Source organism: Microcoleus sp. Pol7_B2, from assembly GCF_036701035.1.
Taxonomy (GTDB): domain Bacteria; phylum Cyanobacteriota; class Cyanobacteriia; order Cyanobacteriales; family Microcoleaceae; genus Microcoleus.
Map to the genome: position 1 here is coordinate 115,642 of NZ_JAUBQB010000004.1, position 19,494 is coordinate 135,135.

19 protein-coding genes are annotated in these 19,494 nt (G+C 47.0%); 9 read left to right on the forward strand and 10 right to left on the reverse strand.

Features of this window, described 5'->3' with window-relative positions; genetic code table 11:
- The first annotated feature begins 9 nt into the window (after positions 1-9).
- Positions 10-405: an HAD hydrolase-like protein gene (locus tag QUA57_RS02930; RefSeq protein ID WP_333059282.1), complete on the forward strand. Its 396-nt coding sequence runs from the start codon at positions 10-12 to the stop codon at positions 403-405.
- 178 nt (positions 406-583) lie between these two features.
- On the forward strand, positions 584-3,397 hold the full coding sequence (locus QUA57_RS02935; protein ID WP_333059281.1) for a chloride channel protein: 2,814 nt from the start codon (positions 584-586) through the stop codon (positions 3,395-3,397).
- 643 nt (positions 3,398-4,040) lie between these two features.
- Here QUA57_RS02935 and QUA57_RS02940 read toward each other — a convergent pair.
- On the reverse strand, positions 4,041-4,229 hold the full coding sequence (locus tag QUA57_RS02940; protein ID WP_333059280.1) for a hypothetical protein: 189 nt from the start codon (positions 4,227-4,229) through the stop codon (positions 4,041-4,043).
- Between the two features lie 160 nt (positions 4,230-4,389).
- On the opposite strand from QUA57_RS02940, the gene QUA57_RS02945 reads away from it, so the two are divergent.
- The gene (locus QUA57_RS02945) at positions 4,390-4,836 is read left to right on the forward strand and encodes a hypothetical protein (protein ID WP_333059279.1); all 447 of its coding nucleotides are present in this window, start codon (positions 4,390-4,392) and stop codon (positions 4,834-4,836) included.
- Between the two features lie 49 nt (positions 4,837-4,885).
- Here the strand turns inward: QUA57_RS02945 and QUA57_RS02950 are convergent, their stop codons facing one another.
- Together QUA57_RS02950 and QUA57_RS02955 are read right to left on the reverse strand one after the other, a co-directional pair.
- On the reverse strand, positions 4,886-5,176 hold the full coding sequence (locus QUA57_RS02950) for a hypothetical protein (RefSeq protein WP_333250936.1): 291 nt from the start codon (positions 5,174-5,176) through the stop codon (positions 4,886-4,888).
- Positions 5,177-5,681: 505 nt separating this feature from the next.
- Positions 5,682-6,467 carry a PspA/IM30 family protein gene (locus tag QUA57_RS02955; protein ID WP_006635936.1) on the reverse strand — a complete coding sequence of 262 codons (786 nt, stop codon included), beginning with the start codon at positions 6,465-6,467 and terminating at the stop codon, positions 5,682-5,684.
- Positions 6,468-6,537: 70 nt separating this feature from the next.
- Here QUA57_RS02955 and QUA57_RS02960 point away from each other — a divergent pair, with 70 nt between their 5' ends.
- Positions 6,538-6,714: a hypothetical protein gene (locus tag QUA57_RS02960; protein ID WP_333035693.1), complete on the forward strand. Its 177-nt coding sequence runs from the start codon at positions 6,538-6,540 to the stop codon at positions 6,712-6,714.
- Positions 6,715-6,768: 54 nt separating this feature from the next.
- On the opposite strand, the gene QUA57_RS02965 is transcribed toward QUA57_RS02960, so the two are convergent.
- Both QUA57_RS02965 and QUA57_RS02970 read right to left on the reverse strand, forming a co-directional pair.
- Positions 6,769-7,473, reverse strand: coding sequence for a PspA/IM30 family protein (locus tag QUA57_RS02965; protein ID WP_333035694.1), 705 nt, complete (start codon positions 7,471-7,473; stop codon positions 6,769-6,771).
- A 268-nt stretch (positions 7,474-7,741) separates the two neighbouring features.
- A complete protein-coding gene (locus QUA57_RS02970) occupies positions 7,742-9,016 on the reverse strand; it encodes a hypothetical protein (RefSeq protein WP_333059277.1) in 1,275 nt (424 codons plus the stop codon).
- 485 nt (positions 9,017-9,501) lie between these two features.
- On the opposite strand from QUA57_RS02970, the gene QUA57_RS02975 reads away from it, so the two are divergent.
- A complete protein-coding gene (locus QUA57_RS02975) occupies positions 9,502-9,831 on the forward strand; it encodes a hypothetical protein (RefSeq protein ID WP_333059276.1) in 330 nt (109 codons plus the stop codon).
- A gap of 216 nt (positions 9,832-10,047) precedes the next feature.
- On the opposite strand, the gene menB is transcribed toward QUA57_RS02975, so the two are convergent.
- Together menB and QUA57_RS02985 are read right to left on the reverse strand one after the other, a co-directional pair.
- Positions 10,048-10,881: a 1,4-dihydroxy-2-naphthoyl-CoA synthase gene (menB, locus tag QUA57_RS02980; RefSeq protein ID WP_333059275.1), complete on the reverse strand. Its 834-nt coding sequence runs from the start codon at positions 10,879-10,881 to the stop codon at positions 10,048-10,050.
- A gap of 309 nt (positions 10,882-11,190) precedes the next feature.
- Positions 11,191-11,787 (reverse strand): TerB family tellurite resistance protein, encoded by a 597-nt coding sequence (locus QUA57_RS02985; RefSeq protein WP_333059274.1) that lies wholly within the window; start codon positions 11,785-11,787, stop codon positions 11,191-11,193.
- Positions 11,788-11,865: 78 nt separating this feature from the next.
- On the opposite strand from QUA57_RS02985, the gene tadA reads away from it, so the two are divergent.
- The 4 genes from tadA to QUA57_RS03005 all read left to right on the forward strand — a co-directional run bounded on the left by tadA (position 11,866) and on the right by QUA57_RS03005 (position 13,993).
- Positions 11,866-12,366 (forward strand): tRNA adenosine(34) deaminase TadA, encoded by a 501-nt coding sequence (gene tadA / locus QUA57_RS02990; RefSeq protein WP_333059273.1) that lies wholly within the window; start codon positions 11,866-11,868, stop codon positions 12,364-12,366.
- Between the two features lie 283 nt (positions 12,367-12,649).
- The gene (locus QUA57_RS02995; RefSeq protein WP_333059272.1) at positions 12,650-13,378 is read left to right on the forward strand and encodes a lysophospholipid acyltransferase family protein; all 729 of its coding nucleotides are present in this window, start codon (positions 12,650-12,652) and stop codon (positions 13,376-13,378) included.
- Positions 13,375-13,545: a hypothetical protein gene (locus QUA57_RS03000; protein WP_333250939.1), complete on the forward strand. Its 171-nt coding sequence runs from the start codon at positions 13,375-13,377 to the stop codon at positions 13,543-13,545. Before QUA57_RS02995 ends, QUA57_RS03000 begins: the two co-directional genes overlap by 4 nt.
- 79 nt (positions 13,546-13,624) lie before the next feature.
- Complete coding sequence (locus QUA57_RS03005; RefSeq protein WP_333059271.1) at positions 13,625-13,993, forward strand: hypothetical protein; 369 nt, start codon at positions 13,625-13,627, stop codon at positions 13,991-13,993.
- Positions 13,994-14,174: 181 nt separating this feature from the next.
- On the opposite strand, the gene QUA57_RS03010 is transcribed toward QUA57_RS03005, so the two are convergent.
- The 3 genes from QUA57_RS03010 to QUA57_RS03020 form a co-directional block, all read right to left on the reverse strand.
- A complete protein-coding gene (locus QUA57_RS03010; RefSeq protein WP_333059270.1) occupies positions 14,175-14,939 on the reverse strand; it encodes an ABC transporter ATP-binding protein in 765 nt (254 codons plus the stop codon).
- 323 nt (positions 14,940-15,262) lie between these two features.
- A complete protein-coding gene (locus QUA57_RS03015; RefSeq protein WP_333059268.1) occupies positions 15,263-15,964 on the reverse strand; it encodes a Uma2 family endonuclease in 702 nt (233 codons plus the stop codon).
- 112 nt (positions 15,965-16,076) lie between these two features.
- A complete protein-coding gene (locus tag QUA57_RS03020; protein ID WP_333059267.1) occupies positions 16,077-19,235 on the reverse strand; it encodes a HEAT repeat domain-containing protein in 3,159 nt (1,052 codons plus the stop codon).
- Positions 19,236-19,494 lie beyond the last annotated feature (259 nt).

A 19,494-nucleotide genomic window follows, 5' to 3' on the forward strand; every position in this document is an offset into this window, starting at 1 on the left:
ATAAACTCTGTGGTTGATTCCATCAAAAATTGGCAACCATTTTCAGATACAGTTGCCGCCTGGGAAGCAATAAAGCATAAATACAAACTAGCAGTAATTTCCACTATTGACGATGGTTTGTTTGCTGTTACAGCCAAATATTTAAAAGTCGAATTCGACTGGTTAATTGCTGCGGAACAAGTGCGATCGTACAAACCGTCAACTCGCAACTTTGAAATAGCCCTAGAAACAATGGGAATTCCTTGCGAAAAACTGCTGCACGTTGATCAGAGTGTATATCACGACATTCTACCCGCCGCATCCATGGGAATCTCAACGGTTTGGGTAAACCGCAGACACGACAAAACAGGATTTGGGGCGACACAGCCGGCCACCGGTCAGCCCGACTTGGAAGTGCCGGATTAAAAAAAAACATTAGTAGAGGTGATCAGGTAAATAATCGCAGAGTAACGCAGATTAGTAAAGTTCATCTACGTTACTCTGCGTGAACCTCCGGTTAAAAATTAGTTATATTTTGCTAAGTCGAAGGATTTTTCGCTAAAGTGCGATCGAGCAGACAATTCTCAGGTCATCTACGCTATTTATGCCGTACATAACTATCCCTAAACAATTTAGGGAACCTTCCAGGGTCATCAAATCTCAACTTTTTTTACGGCCGAAACGCCTAGCCATTTTTGAAGCTTGTCTGATCGGCTTGGTGGCAGGACTGGCTGGTGTTTTGCTAAAGTCGGGAGTCGGATGGCTCGGCAGTTGGCGAGTTGCTACCTCGACATTAATCCCAGCTTGGATATTACTGCCCAGCGTCGGTTTATGCGGCGGGTTGCTGACAGGTTTCTTGGTTGAGCGTTTTGCTCCCGAAACTGCAGGCAGTGGCATTCCTCACGTCAAAGCTGCTCTCGGCGGAGTGAATCTTGCCTTAGATTTGCGAGTAGCTGTAGCCAAACTTCTGACGACTATTTTAGCAGTTGGTTCCGGTTTAACTTTAGGCAGGCAAGGCCCAACTGTGCAAATAGGAGCATCTTTGGCTGGCTGGATCGGTCACTTGATGCCAACTTCCCCAGACTACCGCCGACAATTGATTGCTTGCGGTGCTGCTGCGGGATTGGCTGCTGGTTTCAATACTCCCATTGCAGGAGTTTTGTTTGTAGTTGAAGAACTGCTGCACGATGTTTCGGGATTGACTTTAGGGACTGCAATTATCGCTTCATTTATCGGTGCAGTTGTCTCGCAGCTTTTGGGCGGCGATAGTTTAAATTTGAACCTTCGCGAGTACCGAAGCAGTTTTGAAGCTCAGGAAATTCCCTTCTACATACTGCTAGGAATTTTAGCAGGATTGCTGGGAGCTTTGTTCACGAAAGGGATTATTGCTAGCTTGCAATTTAACAGGCGATCTCTCAAATTAGCTTTGCCCGCGCGAGTGGCTCTAGCTGGCATAATCTGCGGTTCAGTAATAGCTTTTCTCCCAGAAACTTTCCGCAACAATACGGGTTTGCGGGAGTTTCTGCTGACCGGGGAAGCAAGTGGCATAACGAGTTTAATTGCTTTTATAGCTCACTTTTTTCTAACAATTATTTCCGCTGCTTCTGGCGCTCCGGGAGGATTGTTCTCTCCTTCCCTAGTTATGGGTTCTGCACTCGGTCACATGGTGGGCATTGTGCAGGCAGATTTCCTGGGCGTTGGTTCGCCGGTAACTTACGCTTTGGCGGGAATGGGAGCGTTTTTTTGCGCGGTTACTAGAGCTCCGATTACTTCGGTAGTAATTGTGTTTGAAATTACGGCGGATTTCAAATTAGTGCTGCCTTTGATGATCTGTTCTGTAGTTGCTTATTTAATGGCAGAAAAGGTAGAGAGCGGCTCGCTGTATACTCGCCTTTTGGAGTTTAACGGCATTCAACTGACAAAGGCAAAAGCTGCGAGCAATACTTTGAGCGACTTGCACGCAGATGACGTGATGCAGCGTCGAGTTGAAACTCTCTCGAGTCTGCTGACTCTCGATGAAGTGATGCAAGCTTTTTCGCGATCGCACCACCGAGGATTTCCAGTCGTTGAAGATGGCAAATTAGTCGGAATTGTCAGTCAAACCGATTTGGCAAATGCCAGCGAGCGCAATTTACCCGGCAACTCGCTGCTCAAAGAATTTATGACTGTACAGCCGATCGCAGTCAAAGCAAAGGATACTTTAAGCGAGGTATTGTACAGGCTCAACAACTACAATATCAGCCGTTTGCCAGTCATAGAAGGCCGCCGTTTGGTGGGAATTATTACCCGCAGCGACATTATCCGAGTTGAATCCGATCGCCTCAGCGGAGAAACAACCCAGGGCCCGCATCCAGAACCTTCTTGTATTGTCTATCAAACCAGGGCTCCGCAAGTCGGAAACGGCCGATTATTAGTGCCCCTTTCCAACCCTCAAACAGCGCCCGCTTTGCTGCGGCTGGCCGCGGCGATTGCGCGCGATCGCAATTACGAATTAGAATGCCTGCAAATCATCTTAGTACCGCGCAACAGTTCCCCTTCTGAAACCGCTGTGCGGACAACCAAAAGCCGCCGTCTGCTGCAACAAGCCGAGCGAATTGTTCGCAATTGGAACTTGCCCGTACACACCCAAATACGGGTAGCTCATGACGTGCCTAACGCGATTTTGGAGACAATTAAGGAGGGCCATATCGATTTAATTTTGATGGGCTGGCAAGGCGAATTTTCCACAAAAGGACGCATTTTTGGCGATGTGGTCGATACCGTAATTCGGCAAGCAGGCTGCGAGGTAATTTTGGTGAAATGGAGCGAAAAACTATTAGCCACACGTAAGAAAAATGAGTTTCCCGTCGCTTTTAGCGGGCGGAAATATACGTCTATAGAATGGGAATTCAATACCGAAGGAGTTGATGGTGCAGATAATCCCACATTGGCGATCTCCTCAGATTCATCAGCCACTCCTGAGACTGAACTTTCCCCGCCGAATTCAGACATTCCCGGGCCAGAATTGGGCCTGCACACGCTGATGGGTTTGCAGCGCTGGTTGGTGCCTATTCGGGGCAGTTACCAGCAAGCTGCGGCTTTGCGGCTGCTACCTGCTTTGGTGGCTGCGAGTGCTGTACCGGAGATTAAATTGTGTCAGGTTCATCAGCCTTCTGTTGCAGAACCCGATCGCGGCGAATTAAAGCAAGCGGCGGAGTTTATTAAGCGCAGGGTTAGCTGTTCGATAATAGCGACTTCGGTTTGCGCTAAATCGGTTTCTGATGCTTTAATTGATTTGGCTCAGAACGATCAGTGCGATGCGATCGTCCTGGGAGCGAGCCGCGAAGGGCTGCTGAAGCAGGTGATTCAGGGGAACATCCCGGAAGCTGTGGCGCGCGGGTGCGACTGTACAGTCATTTTAGTGCGATCGGCTTCTTAGCAAAATCATACCATTTTAGTTTTGTTTCCAGACAGACCTCCTAAATAATTAGACTTTAAATAATTATGGGTTACAGCTAGATATTTTTCCTAACGCAGAGGCGTTTTCCTTGATTCCATTCCAATTCCAGAAAGAAGTCTCCATGCCTTTTTCCGCTTGTGCTTCACAACCGCTAAATTCTCGCTTTCCTTTTATTTTTAACACTCAATTGCTTAGTAAGTGATGTATAATAATGCAAAGCAAAAAGCAGATTAATTCCAAAAAACACCAAAGTTAAAACAAATGTAAAAAAAGACGTAAACGACAGCCGGGAAGTCATCGTAAACATCGCCAAAATGATTGAGCAAAGCCCAAAACCGGCAGCAAAAGAACTTAAAAGCAGCAACCGCACCTTAGACATAGTTTAATTTAAAGATTATCACTAAAATGCACTCTTGGCAGCTACAGAGGAGTGCCAAATGATACTTATTACTATATAGCGGAATTGCTCAGTTCCGCCAAGGGCAAAACGACTGCTTTCCTAAAAAGGTTTGAATTATACAGAAAAATACAGCCCGCGCTCTTGTAAACTCCTGTTGCTCGACTTAATATCAATCAAAGTAATTCCCCCGCCTCCGCGAGCATTCCACCTTTCGCCATATAGTCACCGCAGCCGCAATCCCGCTGACAGCAAAGTATTCGCTTCCAAAACCGCGCTTTGCCTGGGATTCCAAACATTGCCAAAATCTACAAATGGCGTCACCTGCAAAACTCCTTGGTTGTCGCGGGTGCGCTGGCATCGGATACCGCAACTCGCCTGAATCAAAAATCCCGCTATCGGCAAGCATTGCATCCTGACGCTAACCCCGCAATATATCTGAGTCTCCTATACCGCATTGTTCGCTCGGCAAAAGCTCTGGCCCAGCCAATTTCACATCCGATCGCACCACCTGCAGCCTCTCATATCAATTCCAGTTGGACCGGAATGACTGTTGACTGTTGACTGTTGACTGTTGACTCAATTTTATGAGTCCGATGCACCCGCAGCAGCGTCTCAGGAGCCAACAACCGCACGTACTGCAATTGACCCCGCAAGTCAAAAATCGACTGTCAGGGCTGCTGCTGCTCACCGTAGCGTTAACTGCTGCCACTGCCAGACAGAACTGCGATCGCGCCGCCAAGACATCTCTCTCTCCCCTCTGAGTAAAATCCTGAAACAGCCTCAGCGCCGCAACCCGAGTTCTACCCCGATTATCTGCTGCCGGCGACAGTGGAAAATCTTTGCCCAGCAAAGATGTATCGCTTTCTCGCCTGCAGGTACTGATACCGATCGCGATTTCTCTTCTGGGATTTTGCCCGATCGGCTCGCGGTAAGTCAACTGCCAACTACTTCAAATCCAGCGACTTTTATCGTACCCGGAATCTTAGGAATTCTGCAGGCTGTGCCGGCGCGGGAATAGCAAACCGCAAAAGCTGTGCGGCTGAAAGCAAGAGCGGTGGTGGCGCGGGTTACGGGAGGGGAGCCGGATTTGACAGCCGCGGGTTGGGAATTGGAAATTCGTGTCTGTTTTCTCCTCGATTCGGCAATTGAGGGAGAGTTTCTGGGGCCTCGCTTTGGGTCAATTGCTCGAACTCCGGGATGCTATTTTCTTGCTCTTTACTGCCTCTATCTAATTCTGAACCCGAGTATAAATCACGAAGCCGATCGTGATAGTCTGCTGTTTGTTTATTTAGTTTTAATTGAGACAGTAAATTATCCTGCAAAATTGGCGCTTGCACCCCTGAGTCGGTAGCAACCATCGACTCGCTAACACTTAGAGCTGATAGCAGTGCGGGGCAAATAGCTGCAATTGAGAAACCAAGTGCTAATGCCTTGAAAAACTTGATTTTACAAAAGCCTCTAGAAAATTGCACGGGCATGACAGATTAGCCATATTTGATAGTTATTTACACTTACGCTCGGGCGCGGCCGGCGCAATTGCAAGGAATAAAATTACTATATCACTTTAGAAAAAGTTTATTTATTAAGTCAATATAAAGATAGTTGACAGCAGTCCTATTTTGTGTTTATAACTAACAACACTCCGACCTCCCAAGCTAGCCGTCTTGCAAGGAATAAAATTACTCTATCACTTTTTAAACACTTAATTCCTTAAGTCAATATAAAGATGGTTGACAATAACCATCTTTTGTGTGTTCAAAAATGACGAAAAAAAACTCCGACCTCCCAAGCTAGCCCTGTAGGTCGGCGGAGCATTCTATCAAACCTGCGATTTGAGAAATAGGTAAATTTTGATACAGATTACTACATTTTATTGAGCTGCGAGCGCAATTCTTCCAACTCAGCGTCAATCACCGGGCTCGACTCCGAGCTACTAGCTGCTGCCGTTTTACCCGCTGCCGGCAATTGACCTTGAGACACAGAACCCCCGGTCAGTTGAGCTTTCATCTGAGCCAACTCGTCGTCAACATCACCGCCGCTTTCGAGCAAGCGGAACTGTTCCTCTAAATTGCTGCCGCCGGCGGCCAATTCTGCCGAAGCTCCCGCGCGAGCTTCAATCTGCAAAACTTTTTCTTCCATGCGATCGAAAGCTGCCATTGAACTACCAGTATTCAAGGTGCCAATGGTATTGTTGAGCTGTTCCTGAGCCTTAGCAGCGGATATCCTCGCCTTGAGCATATCCTTCTTAGTCTTAGCTTCGGAAATTTTGCTCTCCAAACCGATCAAATTGCGCTTGAGACTTTCCACCTGAGCCGATTGCTGATCCAGACTGGCTTTGAGCGTAGCCGCCGTTTCAGCGTGAGACTTTTTGCGCACCAGCGCTTCCCGGGCCAAAGTCTCGTCTCCTTTTTGCAGGGCTAGCTGAGCGCGCTGCTGCCACTGGTTAGACTGAGATTCAGCTTGATTGTACTGAGTCTGGGTGCGCTTTTGAGTGGCGATCGCGCTGGCAACGGCCTGACGCAACTGCACCAAGTCTTCCTGCATATCCGTAACAGACTGTTCTAAAATCTTTTCCGGGTCTTCAGCTTTATTGACCAGATCGTTAAGATTGGCTTTGACGACTCGGCTAATGCGGTCAAATAATCCCATAATGCTATTTTTCCTGGGTGAGGTGTACGAAGTAGGCGGAAAGCAGGCTTGATAGCCCTAGCCCGCAGTTGTGAAATTCACTCTTGTCAGATTTTTAGTGCGATTTAGTTTTTGGCAATTTTTGCAGACAGATAAATCCAGTTTAAAGCGATCGAGTAATGTGATGCAGGCAAGCTTATTCATGCACATATCTATTGAGTTTAACGTCGATCCGGGAATTCCCCAACAGGCTTCGAGCCATCTCTAGCTAGGCTGTTGAGAAGTTTTTGCTCGTCCTGACTCTTGTTCTGTTGCCTGGGGTTCAGGATGCGGGTGGCTCGCTCGACGGCAATTTGGGTGTATTGTTGCCCGGAAGCATTTGTGCTTTCATTGCCGCCAACTCGGTATCCACATCGTCGGCACCTTCGAGAGAGAGAAACTTCTTTTCTAAATCATTAGTTCCGAGTTCTGCGATTGCTTCGGAGCGAGCTTCTAGCTGCATGACTTTCTCTTCCATCCGTTCAAACGCGCTCAAAGCGCTGCCGGTACTGAGATTGCCCATCATTTCTTGCAGCCTTTCCGACGATGCGGCCGATCGAGCTCGGGCAATGTACATATCTTTTTTAGATTTGGCCTCGGAAATTTTACTTTCGAGCGCCCGCATATTTTCTTTTAGTTTAGTCACAACAGCGTTCTGTTGCCCGAGACTGGCTTTCATCGCCGTTGCCGTTTCTTGATAAGATTTCTTGCGGGTCAGAGCTTCCCGCGCCAAATTTTCCTCGCCTTTTTGCAAAGCTAGCTGCGCCCGCTGATGCCATTCTGCTGCTGTAGACTCAGCTTGAGAGCACTGGCGTTCAGTGCGTTTTTGAGCTGCTATCGCTCCTGCCACAGCTTGTCTGAGCTGCACTAAATCTTCCTGCATATCCATTACAGCCTGTTCCAGAATTTTTTCTGGGTCTTCTGCTGCCCCGACCAAACTGTTAATATTGGCTCGAATCACTCGCCATAGGCGATCGAATAATCCCATTTTGCCAGTCTCCCGATTTTCAACTTTAGAATTAAGACAGAGAAATCAGAATTAAAAACTAAAAATGAAAACTCCTCAATCGTCTTTTTAATTTTTAATTTTGAAATTTTAATTCCCTCTAAGTTAGGTCGTCATGATTATTTTTAAGATGGGTAGGGCGCCAGCATTACCCATCAAAACTGAGCAAATGTTGGGTTAAGCGAAACCGAGGGTTCGTGCCTCGGCCCAACCTACTCCCCGATCATTAGTTTAATTGTCTTTGCCTAATTTATGGTTGATAGTATTGTGGCTTCACCCCTTTTTCTTGGAGTTCTTTAACCAAACGTTCTGCTGAGGCAGCATCGTTCAAAGCCCCCATTTGGATCTTGACACCCTTTGAGAAGTTCCGCACGTAGGCATCGGGAACTGCGGTTCTGGCTTGCTGCAGTGATTTTTCGTCGGTGTAATCGGTGACAACGTAATAGAAACCGTCTGCCGCCCGTGCAGGCCTTCCCAGCGGGGATGCGGCGGCTGGGGATGCTGTCGCCGGGGATGTGGCGGCAGGCTGGGCTGGGGATGTGGCGGCAGGCTGGGCTGGGGATGCTGTCGCCGGGGATGTGGCGGCAGGCTGGGCTGGGGATGGTGTTGTAGGCAGTGTTGGCAGTGTCGGCACAGGCTGGGCAGTGCTAGGGCTGGGAGTGGGAAGCAAAGCCGTACTCAGATTGTTGAGTCCTTGTTCCCTGCCTCTGGGGGGGTTGCCGTCTTCTGTAGGAATCGGCACAACCCCGCTGGGGCCCGGAGGCGCTGGAGGGGTTGGCGGAATTGATGCTTTTGGTGAGGGGGAAGGAATCGGGCTGACTGTCGGCTTAACATTGCTGAGAGTGCTCAAATCTAGCTCGACAAATTCCTTGGATACCAGATTTGGAGCTTTCGGCAGTTCCTTGGTGCTGGTATCTGAGATGGCAGTAGAGGCGGGACTGTCGCTTGAAGAGGGTGCATTGCGATCGAGGAAACGGTTCAGGCCTGCCATCTTAACCAAATTTGACGGGTACATGACTGCGTAGCCCAAAGCTGTGCACGACAGCAAAAACAGCAGCATCGAACTCAGTCCCAAGGGAGTTAACAAACTGGCGGCTAAACTGCGTTCTACCGTAGGCTCAGCTTTTGACTCGTCCAAACTTTCGATCAGTTTTTCGCTTGATTCGAGATAATTGTTGGGTGCGAAAGCACTGCTAGATAATTTTGTGCCACCCCTGGTAGTTGCTAGCGGGGCATCGCCCTGAGTGCCGGCAAGGGATAGGGGCAGCGATAGCGGCTGCTGGGTTTCTTCCGCAGTCTCCGACGCCAAATTTTGGGCTAGCTGTTGCTCGGTTGTGGCTGTTTGCTTGCCGGTACGAACTGAGGGCGACACCCACTGTTCGGCCCGCCGCCTGTGCCTTCTGTATGTTGTCAGTTCTGCTTCTAGGTTTACATCTAGACTCCCCAGGACTGCTTGCAAAGCAGGCTTGATTGGGGTTGAAGAGGATTGATGATTTGGGGATTCCACCGAAGAACGCTTACTCATTAGCACAACTCCTACCGCCTCTGAATTAATTTGAATCTTTTGATTGTAGATATAAACAAGAAGCTTGAAAACTTGCCTATTTTATGATTAGCTACTTTTGGCGTCAATGCAACAGGGGCTCGATCACCTGCTGTCGATCGCCGGCAGCTATTTTTCATTTTCATTGGAAAACTGAATTGTTCCTACTTCCCAGAGGCTGCTTACCGACACTCTCAGCCAATTTTTGTATTCTAAGCTACCGCTTATTTGTAACCTCTCATACTCGTTGGGCATTTGTACTTTGTCTTGATCCCTAACGGCTTTATAAACTTTTAACCTGTGTTTTGACCTATACAATGAGCAAGCACGGAGCTAATTGTTTCTATATATAACGAGATTATAAATAAATTATAAAATTTAATTATACTTCGGGGATCGCTACAACCCAGACAGCATAAAGGTTGGGATGCTCTAAAACCTGCTAGCTCTACAAAGGAGAATTAGAGATGAAAATGATTTCCCTAAGAACTTTTATGCAAACCTCCTTAACTTCACCTTTAACTTCAGCTTGTGGTCACTGCCGTCACTATACCCCTGAAGGCAGACGCGGAGGTGTTTGCGCTTTACTAGGCGGCCCGGTTCAAAGTCACTGGAAAGCTTGTGCTTTAGCGGTTTCGCCTTTTAGGTCATCTTGGGAAAACATAGAAGAAATTGGAATGTGGCAAGAATCGACTCTGAAGCTGCAGGATGCCACCGTCACTTTTTCCGATCGCCATGCCTGCCAGCTTACAGGCACAACGTTAACCGAAAAATCGGCAGCAGCAGTCTCGGTTTAGTTAGTCGGCAGCAGGATAGGTCATACCATTTTCGATTGGGGAATCACTGATCATTATCATGGTTTGGATCTGACAAAGCAGTTTCATTCTTTTTGGGAACTGGTATCACTACTGACACTTTTGGAAGATCGGGTGCATTTGGCTTTACTAACTCATAAAAATCAGCAGTATCTACTTTAATATGAGCGCATAAAAAAAACTGATTTTTCCCTCCCGCTATGGCAGCCAAGGATATTGACTAAAATCAGGTTGCCGTTTTTCCAAAAAGGCTTGTTTGCCTTCGGCGCCTTCTTCGGTCATATAGTACAGCAAAGTGGCATTTCCCGCCAGTTCTTGCAAACCGGCTTGACCGTCGCAGTCGGCATTAAAAGCGGATTTCAAGCAGCGAATCGCGATCGGACTTTTTTCGAGAATTTCCGCAGCCCACTGAATCCCTTCTAGTTCTAGTTGTTCGACGGGCACGACGCAGTTGACTAAACCCATTTCTAGGGCTTGCTGCGCGCTGTACTGGCGACACAAAAACCAAATTTCTCTGGCTTTTTTCTGGCCCACAACTCTGGCGAGATAGCTAGCTCCGAAACCACCGTCGAAACTGCCGACTTTGGGGCCGGTCTGTCCGAAAATAGCATTGTCAGCAGCGATCGTCAAGTCGCAAATTAAGTGGAGAACGTGACCCCCTCCAATTGCGTAGCCTGCAACTAAAGCAATTACTACTTTGGGCATAGAGCGAATCAACTTCTGCAAGTCGAGCACGTTCAACCGGGGTATGCCACCTTCGTCTACATATCCCGCCGCACCCCGCACGCTTTGGTCGCCGCCGGCGCAAAAGGCGTATTTGCCGTCTGTATGAGGCCCCGCACCGGTGAAAAGGACAACGCCGATTTTTGTGTCTTCGCGGGCATCAGTAAAGGCATCGCACAGTTCCTGCACGGTTTTGGGACGGAAAGCGTTCCGTTTGTGAGGTCGATTGATGGTAATTTTGGCGGTGCCCCCGCTTTTGTGATAGAGAATGTCTTCGTAGGTTTTGGCGGTTTGCCATTCAATTTGCATAATCAATCAATTTGAGATTTGAGATTGAGCTGAGTCAATCAAGGCAGCGACAAGTCGCTTTTAGATTTTAGAGGCATTCGGTTCAATGGGATACAAGGGTCGATCGACTCTTTCAAAAAAAATAAAGCGGGACTGAGGCCGAAACCAGGTTTTTTACGAACATACGCCGTGCCACGCTCTTGGTAGGGGTTAAACAACGCGGTTTTTGAGGAGGGTAAGAGCGCCCAAGTCCCTTCTCAAATGGACACAGCGTCAAATCCTCGAATTCCTCTCACTACTTTTACTGCCCCAAAATTTATATGCGCTGGATTATTTGCGGAGTAAAATACTCAGCAAGTGCTTTGCTGCTTTGCCAAATACCGGATCGCGGGACTCAAATTCGCTGGGATCGAGTAAAGCTTGAACTTCGGCAAAAGCTTGTGAGTCGAGGGTTCCTTCTTTAGTAAATAAAGTGTCTAGGACTGCAATGTGTCTGGAGTCGAGGCCGAGCCGATTTGCGATCGACTGTAAGTACATTTGCTCCCGCATATCGATGTGTCCGTCGGCCGCTGACATTTCGTAGCCGGAACCGATAAGCAACAGTTTTTCTGATTCTGAGAACAAAGCTGTCAGGGTTAGCAATTCCGTGGGGTTGAAGTAAACCTGCTGTTTGGAGACTCCTTTGACAAGGCGCTGAATTAGTTCTACCCGATCGCGGTCGCCGCTGGCAAAGGCTTTGAGAGTCTTTTGCAGCCGTTCTTCTTCTTCAACTGCGATCGTCCTGTCAATAATCATCACTCCGCGCAGGATGGAAATCAAAGCAGTCACAAACACTACCAAAGGAGTGATATCTTGTTCGCGCAGCTTTTGCCGGCTAATGCGGCACAACAGCTCAACAATTTCAGTATTTATCCTGGTGGTGTCCATAATTAAAAATGGCTTTCTATTAAGCTGTAATGTAACTTGCTTTCTCGATCTTAAGTTTTTCTGTTACGTAGGTATGAGGTGAATTCTAAAACTGAGCCATTGTCTATTAGTGATACTACTTATTTTATTCACAAACGCTGGATGACTAGGGCTGTGGAACTGGCACAAGCAGCCGGTGATGCGGGTGAAGTACCTGTGGGTGCTGCCATTGTTGACGGTACTGGCAAATTGATTGCCGAAGCGCAAAATCGGCGAGAGCGAGACTGCGATCCGACTGCTCACGCTGAAATCTTGGCTTTGCGGGCGGCCGGCCAAGTTTTGCAAGACTGGCATCTTAACCAATGCACGCTCTATGTAACGCTGGAACCTTGCCCGATGTGCGCTGGTGCGATCGTCCAAGCTCGGATTCGTCTGCTGGTATACGGAGCAGATGACCCGAAAACTGGCACGATTCGGACTGCGGCTAATATTCCAGACAGCGCGCATTCGTGTCACCGCTTAGAGGTACTCGGCGGTATTATGGAGTCTGTTTGCCGCGATCAGTTGCTTTCTTGGTTTGAAGCGCGCCGGAAAAATTAACAGGTAAAATTTTTTACTCTCTTCTGGGCGATGTTTAATCGAACTTGACCCTTTAGCTGGAATAATAGATCCGTAATTGCCCGATCGAGCTTTCCAGGCGGCCGACTACTTTGTATTAGTGCTGTCCGGTTGGCTGAGGTTTTACCTGTTAGAGATTATCTCTTGCGGGCGCGATCGCTCGATCGGTACAAGGCCAATAGCAAAAGTGTCCCGACCCAAAAACTAAAGATTTGTCCAGTCACTTACTTTAGACTTTAGATCTCGAGACAGCAGCTTAATTGCTATGCCCCACACCGCCACGATCGCCGTTGAGTCCAGTAAATCATCTCTAGTGAAGCCAATGCCTGCCAAGGTAGCATCTAATACCTCTCGCGTTTCTCCTTGGTTAACCTCCTTGCTCTATCCGCTAGGTCACTATGTTGTCCTACCGTTTCATTTTGGCAAGATTGAGATAACCGGACAGGAGCACTTGCCGAAAGACGGGCCTGTCATCTTAGCCCCTACGCACCGCTCCCGGTGGGATGCCCTGATGATGCCCTATTCAACGGGACAGAAGGTGACTGGACGCGATTTGCGGTTTATGGTAACTGCTGATGAAGTGAAAGGACTGCAAGGTTGGTTCATCAGAAATTTGGGGGGGTTTGCGGTAGATCTTAAGCATCCGGCAATTGGCAGTCTCCGTTATGGGGTGGAACTACTCCTCGACAAGGAAATGTTGGTGATTTTTCCCGAAGGCGGTATTTTTCAGGATGGCGAAGTTCATCCGATTAAGCCGGGATTGGCGCGTTTGGCAATGCAAGCAGAGTTGAGCAAACCGGGTTTGGGGGTGAAAATTGTACCGATGAGTATCCGCTATCGCCCGCGCATTCCTCAATGGGGTGCTCAGGTAAAAATTGCGATCGGTACTCCGATTTCCGTGGCGGATTATGCCAATGGTGGCGGTGGTAAAAAAGAAGCACGATTGTTGAGTGCCCAGCTCGAAATGGATCTTAAAAAGCTTGATGAAAGTTGAGGAGAAGAAGGTTCGGCAACGGATTCTGTAACGGATGTAACGGATATAACGGATGTCAGGAAGAAGGAAGTTCGGCAACGGATTATGTAACGGATGTAACGGATGGCAGTCGGAAGAGGGAAGAAAGAAGGAAGAAGGAAGAAGGAAGAGGGAAGAAGGAATTATGATATAATGTTTTCGGGTGCTGTGGAGAGATGCAGCACTTATTTGGCTGCTTTGTTATGTCTGTATTAAGTGTGAGCATTAATGGGTTGTGCTTTGAACTTTAAGCCTGGTCAAATTGTCAGTTTAGAATGTGGAGATGCGTGCCTGCATTCCGAGGTAATCCAAGTGGTTGAGGCACGTCAAGTTTGTTGGGTGCGCCCTTTGATGTTAGTTGTATCGGTGTCGGGTAAGGATTCACCCACAGAATACACTTTATCAGATTTGCGAGATGGTGCTGATTTGCTTTGGCCGCTTAGCTTGTTTCGGGCGGCTTTAGATACTGAGGTAATTTCACTGTTGACCCAGTTGCATTCTCTGGATGCTGAGAAAAAGGATGGTGCGATCGCATCTCGGCAACTTAGAGATTTTGTCGATCGAGTTTGGGAAGCTTTTCCGAGTGCTTTTCATTAAGCAAATATCTGGTGTTTTGTCTATTAGTCCGCCAGGGGCTGAAAACCCCTGTCTAATAGCTAAAGTCCTCTTGCATAGGACTGATACCCTCTTAATTCTTCAGTCCGCGTAGGCGGGCTTCGTTTGTCTAGAAGCGATTTCTATCGCCCAATTTTCTTTTCGCTTTTCACGGACTATTATACTAAAACACAGCGTGTGAAAGCTCTTCGGGATTGAGATTATTGTGAATAACTTGACCGTCGCGGAACCAGACAACGCGGCGAGTTTGGCGCGCCACTTCCGGTTCGTGCGTTACCATAACAACAGTCATGCCGCTTTCGTTGAATTCGGTAAAAATATCCATTACTTCTTGAGTAGTTTTTGTATCCAATGCACCTGTAGGTTCGTCAGCCAGTAACAACACGGGACGGTTGACAATAGCCCTGGCGATGGCTACGCGCTGCTGCTGTCCTCCTGATAGTTGATTCGGTCTGTTTTGCAGCCGACTTTCCAGGCCTACTTTTGTTAAAGCCTCTACTCCCCGTTCGCGTCTTTCTGCTGCGGGAATGCCGGCATAAACCATCGGTAACATGACATTTTCTAAGGCTGTCAATTGAGGCAACAGGTGAAATTGTTGGAAGACAAAACCTAATTTTAAATTGCGAATTCCGGCTAATTCTGCTTCGGGCATTTGGGCGACATCTACGCCGTCTAAGTAGTAACTGCCGCTCGTAGGTCGATCGAGACAGCCGATAATATTCATAGCTGTAGATTTGCCGGAACCCGATGCGCCCATAATCGAGCAATATTCTCCTTGTCTTACGGTCAAGCTGACGCCGTTTAAGGCGCGAACTTCTAGGTCGCCAATCCCGTAAACTTTTGTTACCTCTTCCAGACCGACAACAACGGGCTTTGAGAGGACTTGCGGGTCGAGGTCTTGGTATGTATCGGTTTGTAGTTCAGGCATTTTTTTTCTGTGCGATCGACACAACTAACTACTAACTTAACACTTCTTATCGGTTTTGGCGGGTGGAAGGGCGATCGTTTGGACGCTAATTTCAGTATCAGGCGTCATTGCAAATGCAGCGGATTGGAGTCAACCAATCTCGAAGAATGGAGATTGCTTGGCGACTTTAAACAAGTCGGACAAGTTGTAATTATGGGACTTACACAAGGGTGGTGAGAAACCGGGTTTTTTCACGAAAATCATTCCCTACAGCGCGCATAAACCATAAAAAACCCGGTTTCTGTGGTCTTGATGCGTAAGCCCTAAATTAAACAATTTGTCGCTTAAATGCTTTCAGGATCGATGTTCAATTCGCGCAGTTTTGCTGCCAAACGTTCGGCCCTTTGAGCTTCTTGTTCAGCCCTTTGAGCTTCTTGTTCGGCCCTTTGAGCTTCCTGTTCGGCACGCTGGCGGTTTAATTCCCCCTGTTCCTCCAATTCCGCATAGGAAAGAAACCTTTGTCCATCGGGTCGATATATTTCTAATCCAGCTTCGCCCAACTCAAATCGTACTCCCAATCTCGGACTTACCCAGCCCTCAATCGGATCAATTAATTCTAAGTTTCCTTCAATTCTTTGCCAACCGCTCAAATCGTTGTTTTCGGGATCGTAAAGGTAATATTCATCGACTCCATAGCGATTGTAAAATGAAAGTTTTTTGTACATTTTGGTTTGTCTGTCGTTGTGAGAGCGAATCTCAAACGCAACTTGGGGAGCAATATTATCTTCGTTAAATTGCAGGTAGGAACGTCGATCGCCCTTTGGTCTGCCAAATATTACCATAACATCCGGTGCTTGAGAAATATCTGGTCTACCTTCAACTGGATACCACAGTAAATCGGCTGCTACAAACACGTTTGGGTCGTTTTTAAACAGCGATTCGCAACCTTCTTTGATTTTGACAATTAATTTGTATTGAATTGTGCTATCTGCCATTGGTTGACCGTCGCTGCATGGATAAATAATTTCTTCGGTCGTGACTTGCATAGTGGTTGTCTCCGAGAACTATTTGATATTAATTCAACTATTTTTGAACTAGCATAATTTGTGAATACTTTTTTTGTTTAGATTACAGATTCTCTAATTCGGTCAACTTTTCCTATGAAAACAGGGAGAGTTGTGCACCTGGAGGATCATCTGATTGAGCGCATTCTCTGAGGATATGTAATGTTTCGGGGTCATCTTTCCACCCCCGTACTAATTCTTGGAATGCTGCACGTCGCACATCCGAATTATGGTCAGATTGAGCGCATTCTTTGAGGATAGGTAATGTTTCCGGGTCATCTTTCCACCCCCGTACTAATTCTTGGAATGCTGCACGTCGCACATCCGAATTATGGTCAGATTGAGCGCGTTGTTTGAGGATAGGTAATGTTTCCGGGTCATCTTTCCACCCCCGTGCTAATTCTAGGACTGCTGCACGTCGCACAACCGAATCATGGTCTGATTGAGCCAGTTGTTTGAGCCAAGGTAAGGTTTTGGGGTCATCTTTCCACCCCCGTGCTAATTCTAGGACTGCTGCACGTCGCACAACCGAATTATGGCCTGATTGAGCCAATTGTTTGAGCCAAGGTAAGGTTTTGGGGTCATCTTTCCACCCCCGGGCTAATTCTAGGACTGCTGAAGAGCGCACATCCCAATTATCGTCAGATTGAGCGCGTTGTTTGAGGATAGGTAAGGTTTCGGGGTCATCTTTCCACCCCCGTGCTAATTCTTGGACTGCTGCACGTCGCACATCCCATTTATGGTCAGATTGAGCGCGTTGTTTGAGCCAAGGTAAGGTTTCGGGGTCATCTTTCCACCCCCGTACTAATTCTTGGAATGCTGCACGTCGCACAGCCGAATTATGGTCAGATTGAGCGCATTGTTTGAGCCAAGGTAAGGTTTCGGGGTCATCTTTCCACCCCCGTGCTAATTCTTGGACTGCTGCATATCCCACATCCCAATTATGGTCTGATTGAGTGCGTTGTTTGAGCCAAGGTAAGGTTTCCGGGTCATCTTTCCAAGTAAAGGCGATCGCACTTACTGCTTGAGTGCGAATTTCCTTCACTAGACGTGCCTTGTCTCCATCGCGCTTATAATGGTACTTGAAGTTGTACTTGGTTAACTCTTTTAAGCGTTCAAGCAATTGACTCTCCACCGAAGCAATCTCTTTTCTATCCCTCACCTCATTCACACACTTCGCCGCCAAAAACAGATTGCTGAACTTTTGAGCTACCCCATGCTGTTCAATCAAAAACTCAATCAATTTCCCTGTAAACTTTCCAGCAATCAATCCCGCAATCAAGCACAAAACTTCCTGCCAAGATTCATCATCCCAGTGCTTGCCAAAAACTTCTGTTTTCAACTCATCTAAACAAAGTTGGCGCGTTTTTTCAAATCGATATACAACCTCCGACGCACAGAAATATTCCAAAAAACTTCGATGGACAAATCCGTAACTATCCGCACCCAAATAACATAAAATAAAGTTGCGAGTTCGCAGTTGGTTAATTATCAACTTTGCCCGCTCTTTCGGTCGATGGAAATCTTTATTCTTCAGATATGCTGTCAGGATCTCCTCCAAATCTTCCGCACTAATAATATTGCCAGCCAACCCTTCAGGTGCTGCTTGCATTTTGTAAGCGACTCGCCGCAGCATTTCTTGCTTATCTTTAGCATGAATCGTTTTCGGATCGAGCCTGCTATCCTCTACTAAAGACCTTTCCACATCCCATTGATACAGCAATACCCGCGAAGCTTGATTGTAAAGTTCCGCCCTGTCTCTCGGCAATTCTTGTCCGCGATTTAAAATCGCCATAATCGTCAACAATAAGGGATTACCCGCTAAATCTCGAATCGTTGATGAATACGCTAATGCTCTTTTCATGCGATCGCGAATTCGCACTTTTCCCACAGCATCAGTAAAAGTTAATTCGTGCCAGCGGCGAAGAAAATCCTGAATTTGTTCCGCGTTCAAATCTTGGAGAATAAAGTGATAAAACCCTGCATCTTGCAACCGTTGAGGTTTGTAACCAATAATCCGAGACGTGACAATCACTCGCACGCGCGGATACTCATTAGTAAACCGATGAATCGCCGTAATTACATCTTCTCGTTTCCCCGGATCGAAAATTTCATCTAACCCGTCGAACATCACCACAGCGTCGCCTGTTTTAAGCTGTTCCTGCAATTGATGCTGATTCAAGTGACAAATTGAACCCGGACTTTGATGGAAAAATTCCAGGAAGTTCTTGCAATCTCCTGATTCCACGCTGCGAATGTAAGTCCGCAATTCTATTAGCAGCGGAATCGGCAGAGATGTCACGCTATTTAAGGGCGAGCGCGCCCAGTTTAATGCTAAAGTTTGTAACAGAGTAGACTTGCCAGAACCCGGATCGCCTAAAATCACAATGTAGGGATACTTTTGCTTGTCATTGATAACATCTAGCACGGATACGATGGGCTGAGAAAAATAACCGCGCCGATATTTCTCTAAGTTTTCTAGATCGATCGCCTCTAATTGATTGCTGTCTTGCAGCCGCCGTTGATGTTCTTTAGGAATTTCGTAAGCTTGGGGCAGAAATGATTCGTAAATTGATCGCACATCTTGGAAAATAAAGATTTCCCAAACCTTCAGCTTTTCGCGATAATCGTAGGTATTGGGATCGACGCTGCTTAAATTGAGATTGCTGTAACGCTCGCACAGAGCTTCTTGATATTGCCTCAAGTCAAATTCGGGGATAATCCCGGCCGTTTCTTGAGTATTTTTCTGAATGCTATCCAGATTTTGAGCATTCAAGATATCGCGCAAGTCTTTTGAGTCAAAGAGAATTTCTTGAACTTCTGCGAGATACTGATTGGCGATGGTTTGCCACTTAAATCTTAGCGGCAAAGAAGTTAAATTTAGTTGAGTCCAGGTTTGTTCGAGAAGTTTTGCATCTAGAGATTTGCGATCGCTCTCAAAAGCCTTGCCCAAAATTTTCTTAACAGACTTGTTATTGATAAACTGTTTACCATCTTTAATATACAGCTTAATTTTCTCTGGAGGAAGTCCGCCGATTTTTAACTGCTGTTGCACCAACTCCAAAAACTTTTTGAGCGCTTTGCCCGCTGCGACTTGTCGGGGGTCTTTTTCGCTAAATATGACGTTTTTCACGGAATAAAAAACATCTTTAGCAAACTCCTTCGCGCCATCTACTGCTAACTCTTCTAAGATGGGTTTGACGAGAATGCCGACTCCTTGCGTCACTCCCCAGAGTACCAGCCAATCAATCATACAGCTAGCCCTAGAATAAATTTATGTTTATAATATAGCAATTATCAAGGATTTATGAAATTATCAAAAACAGTAGAGTAATCTCCCGTGATTGCTCCGATAGGTTAGGGTAGTATCAGTTTTCTGTCGCTGCGCTGCGATTAGCCCTGAGCCCGCCTGATTGTTGCCCCCTACTACCCCTTAAAAATCGGGAATATCATCAAAGCTTCGCTTTTTTACAGGGATTTACCGGAGTTCGACTCGGCTATAACGAGCGATC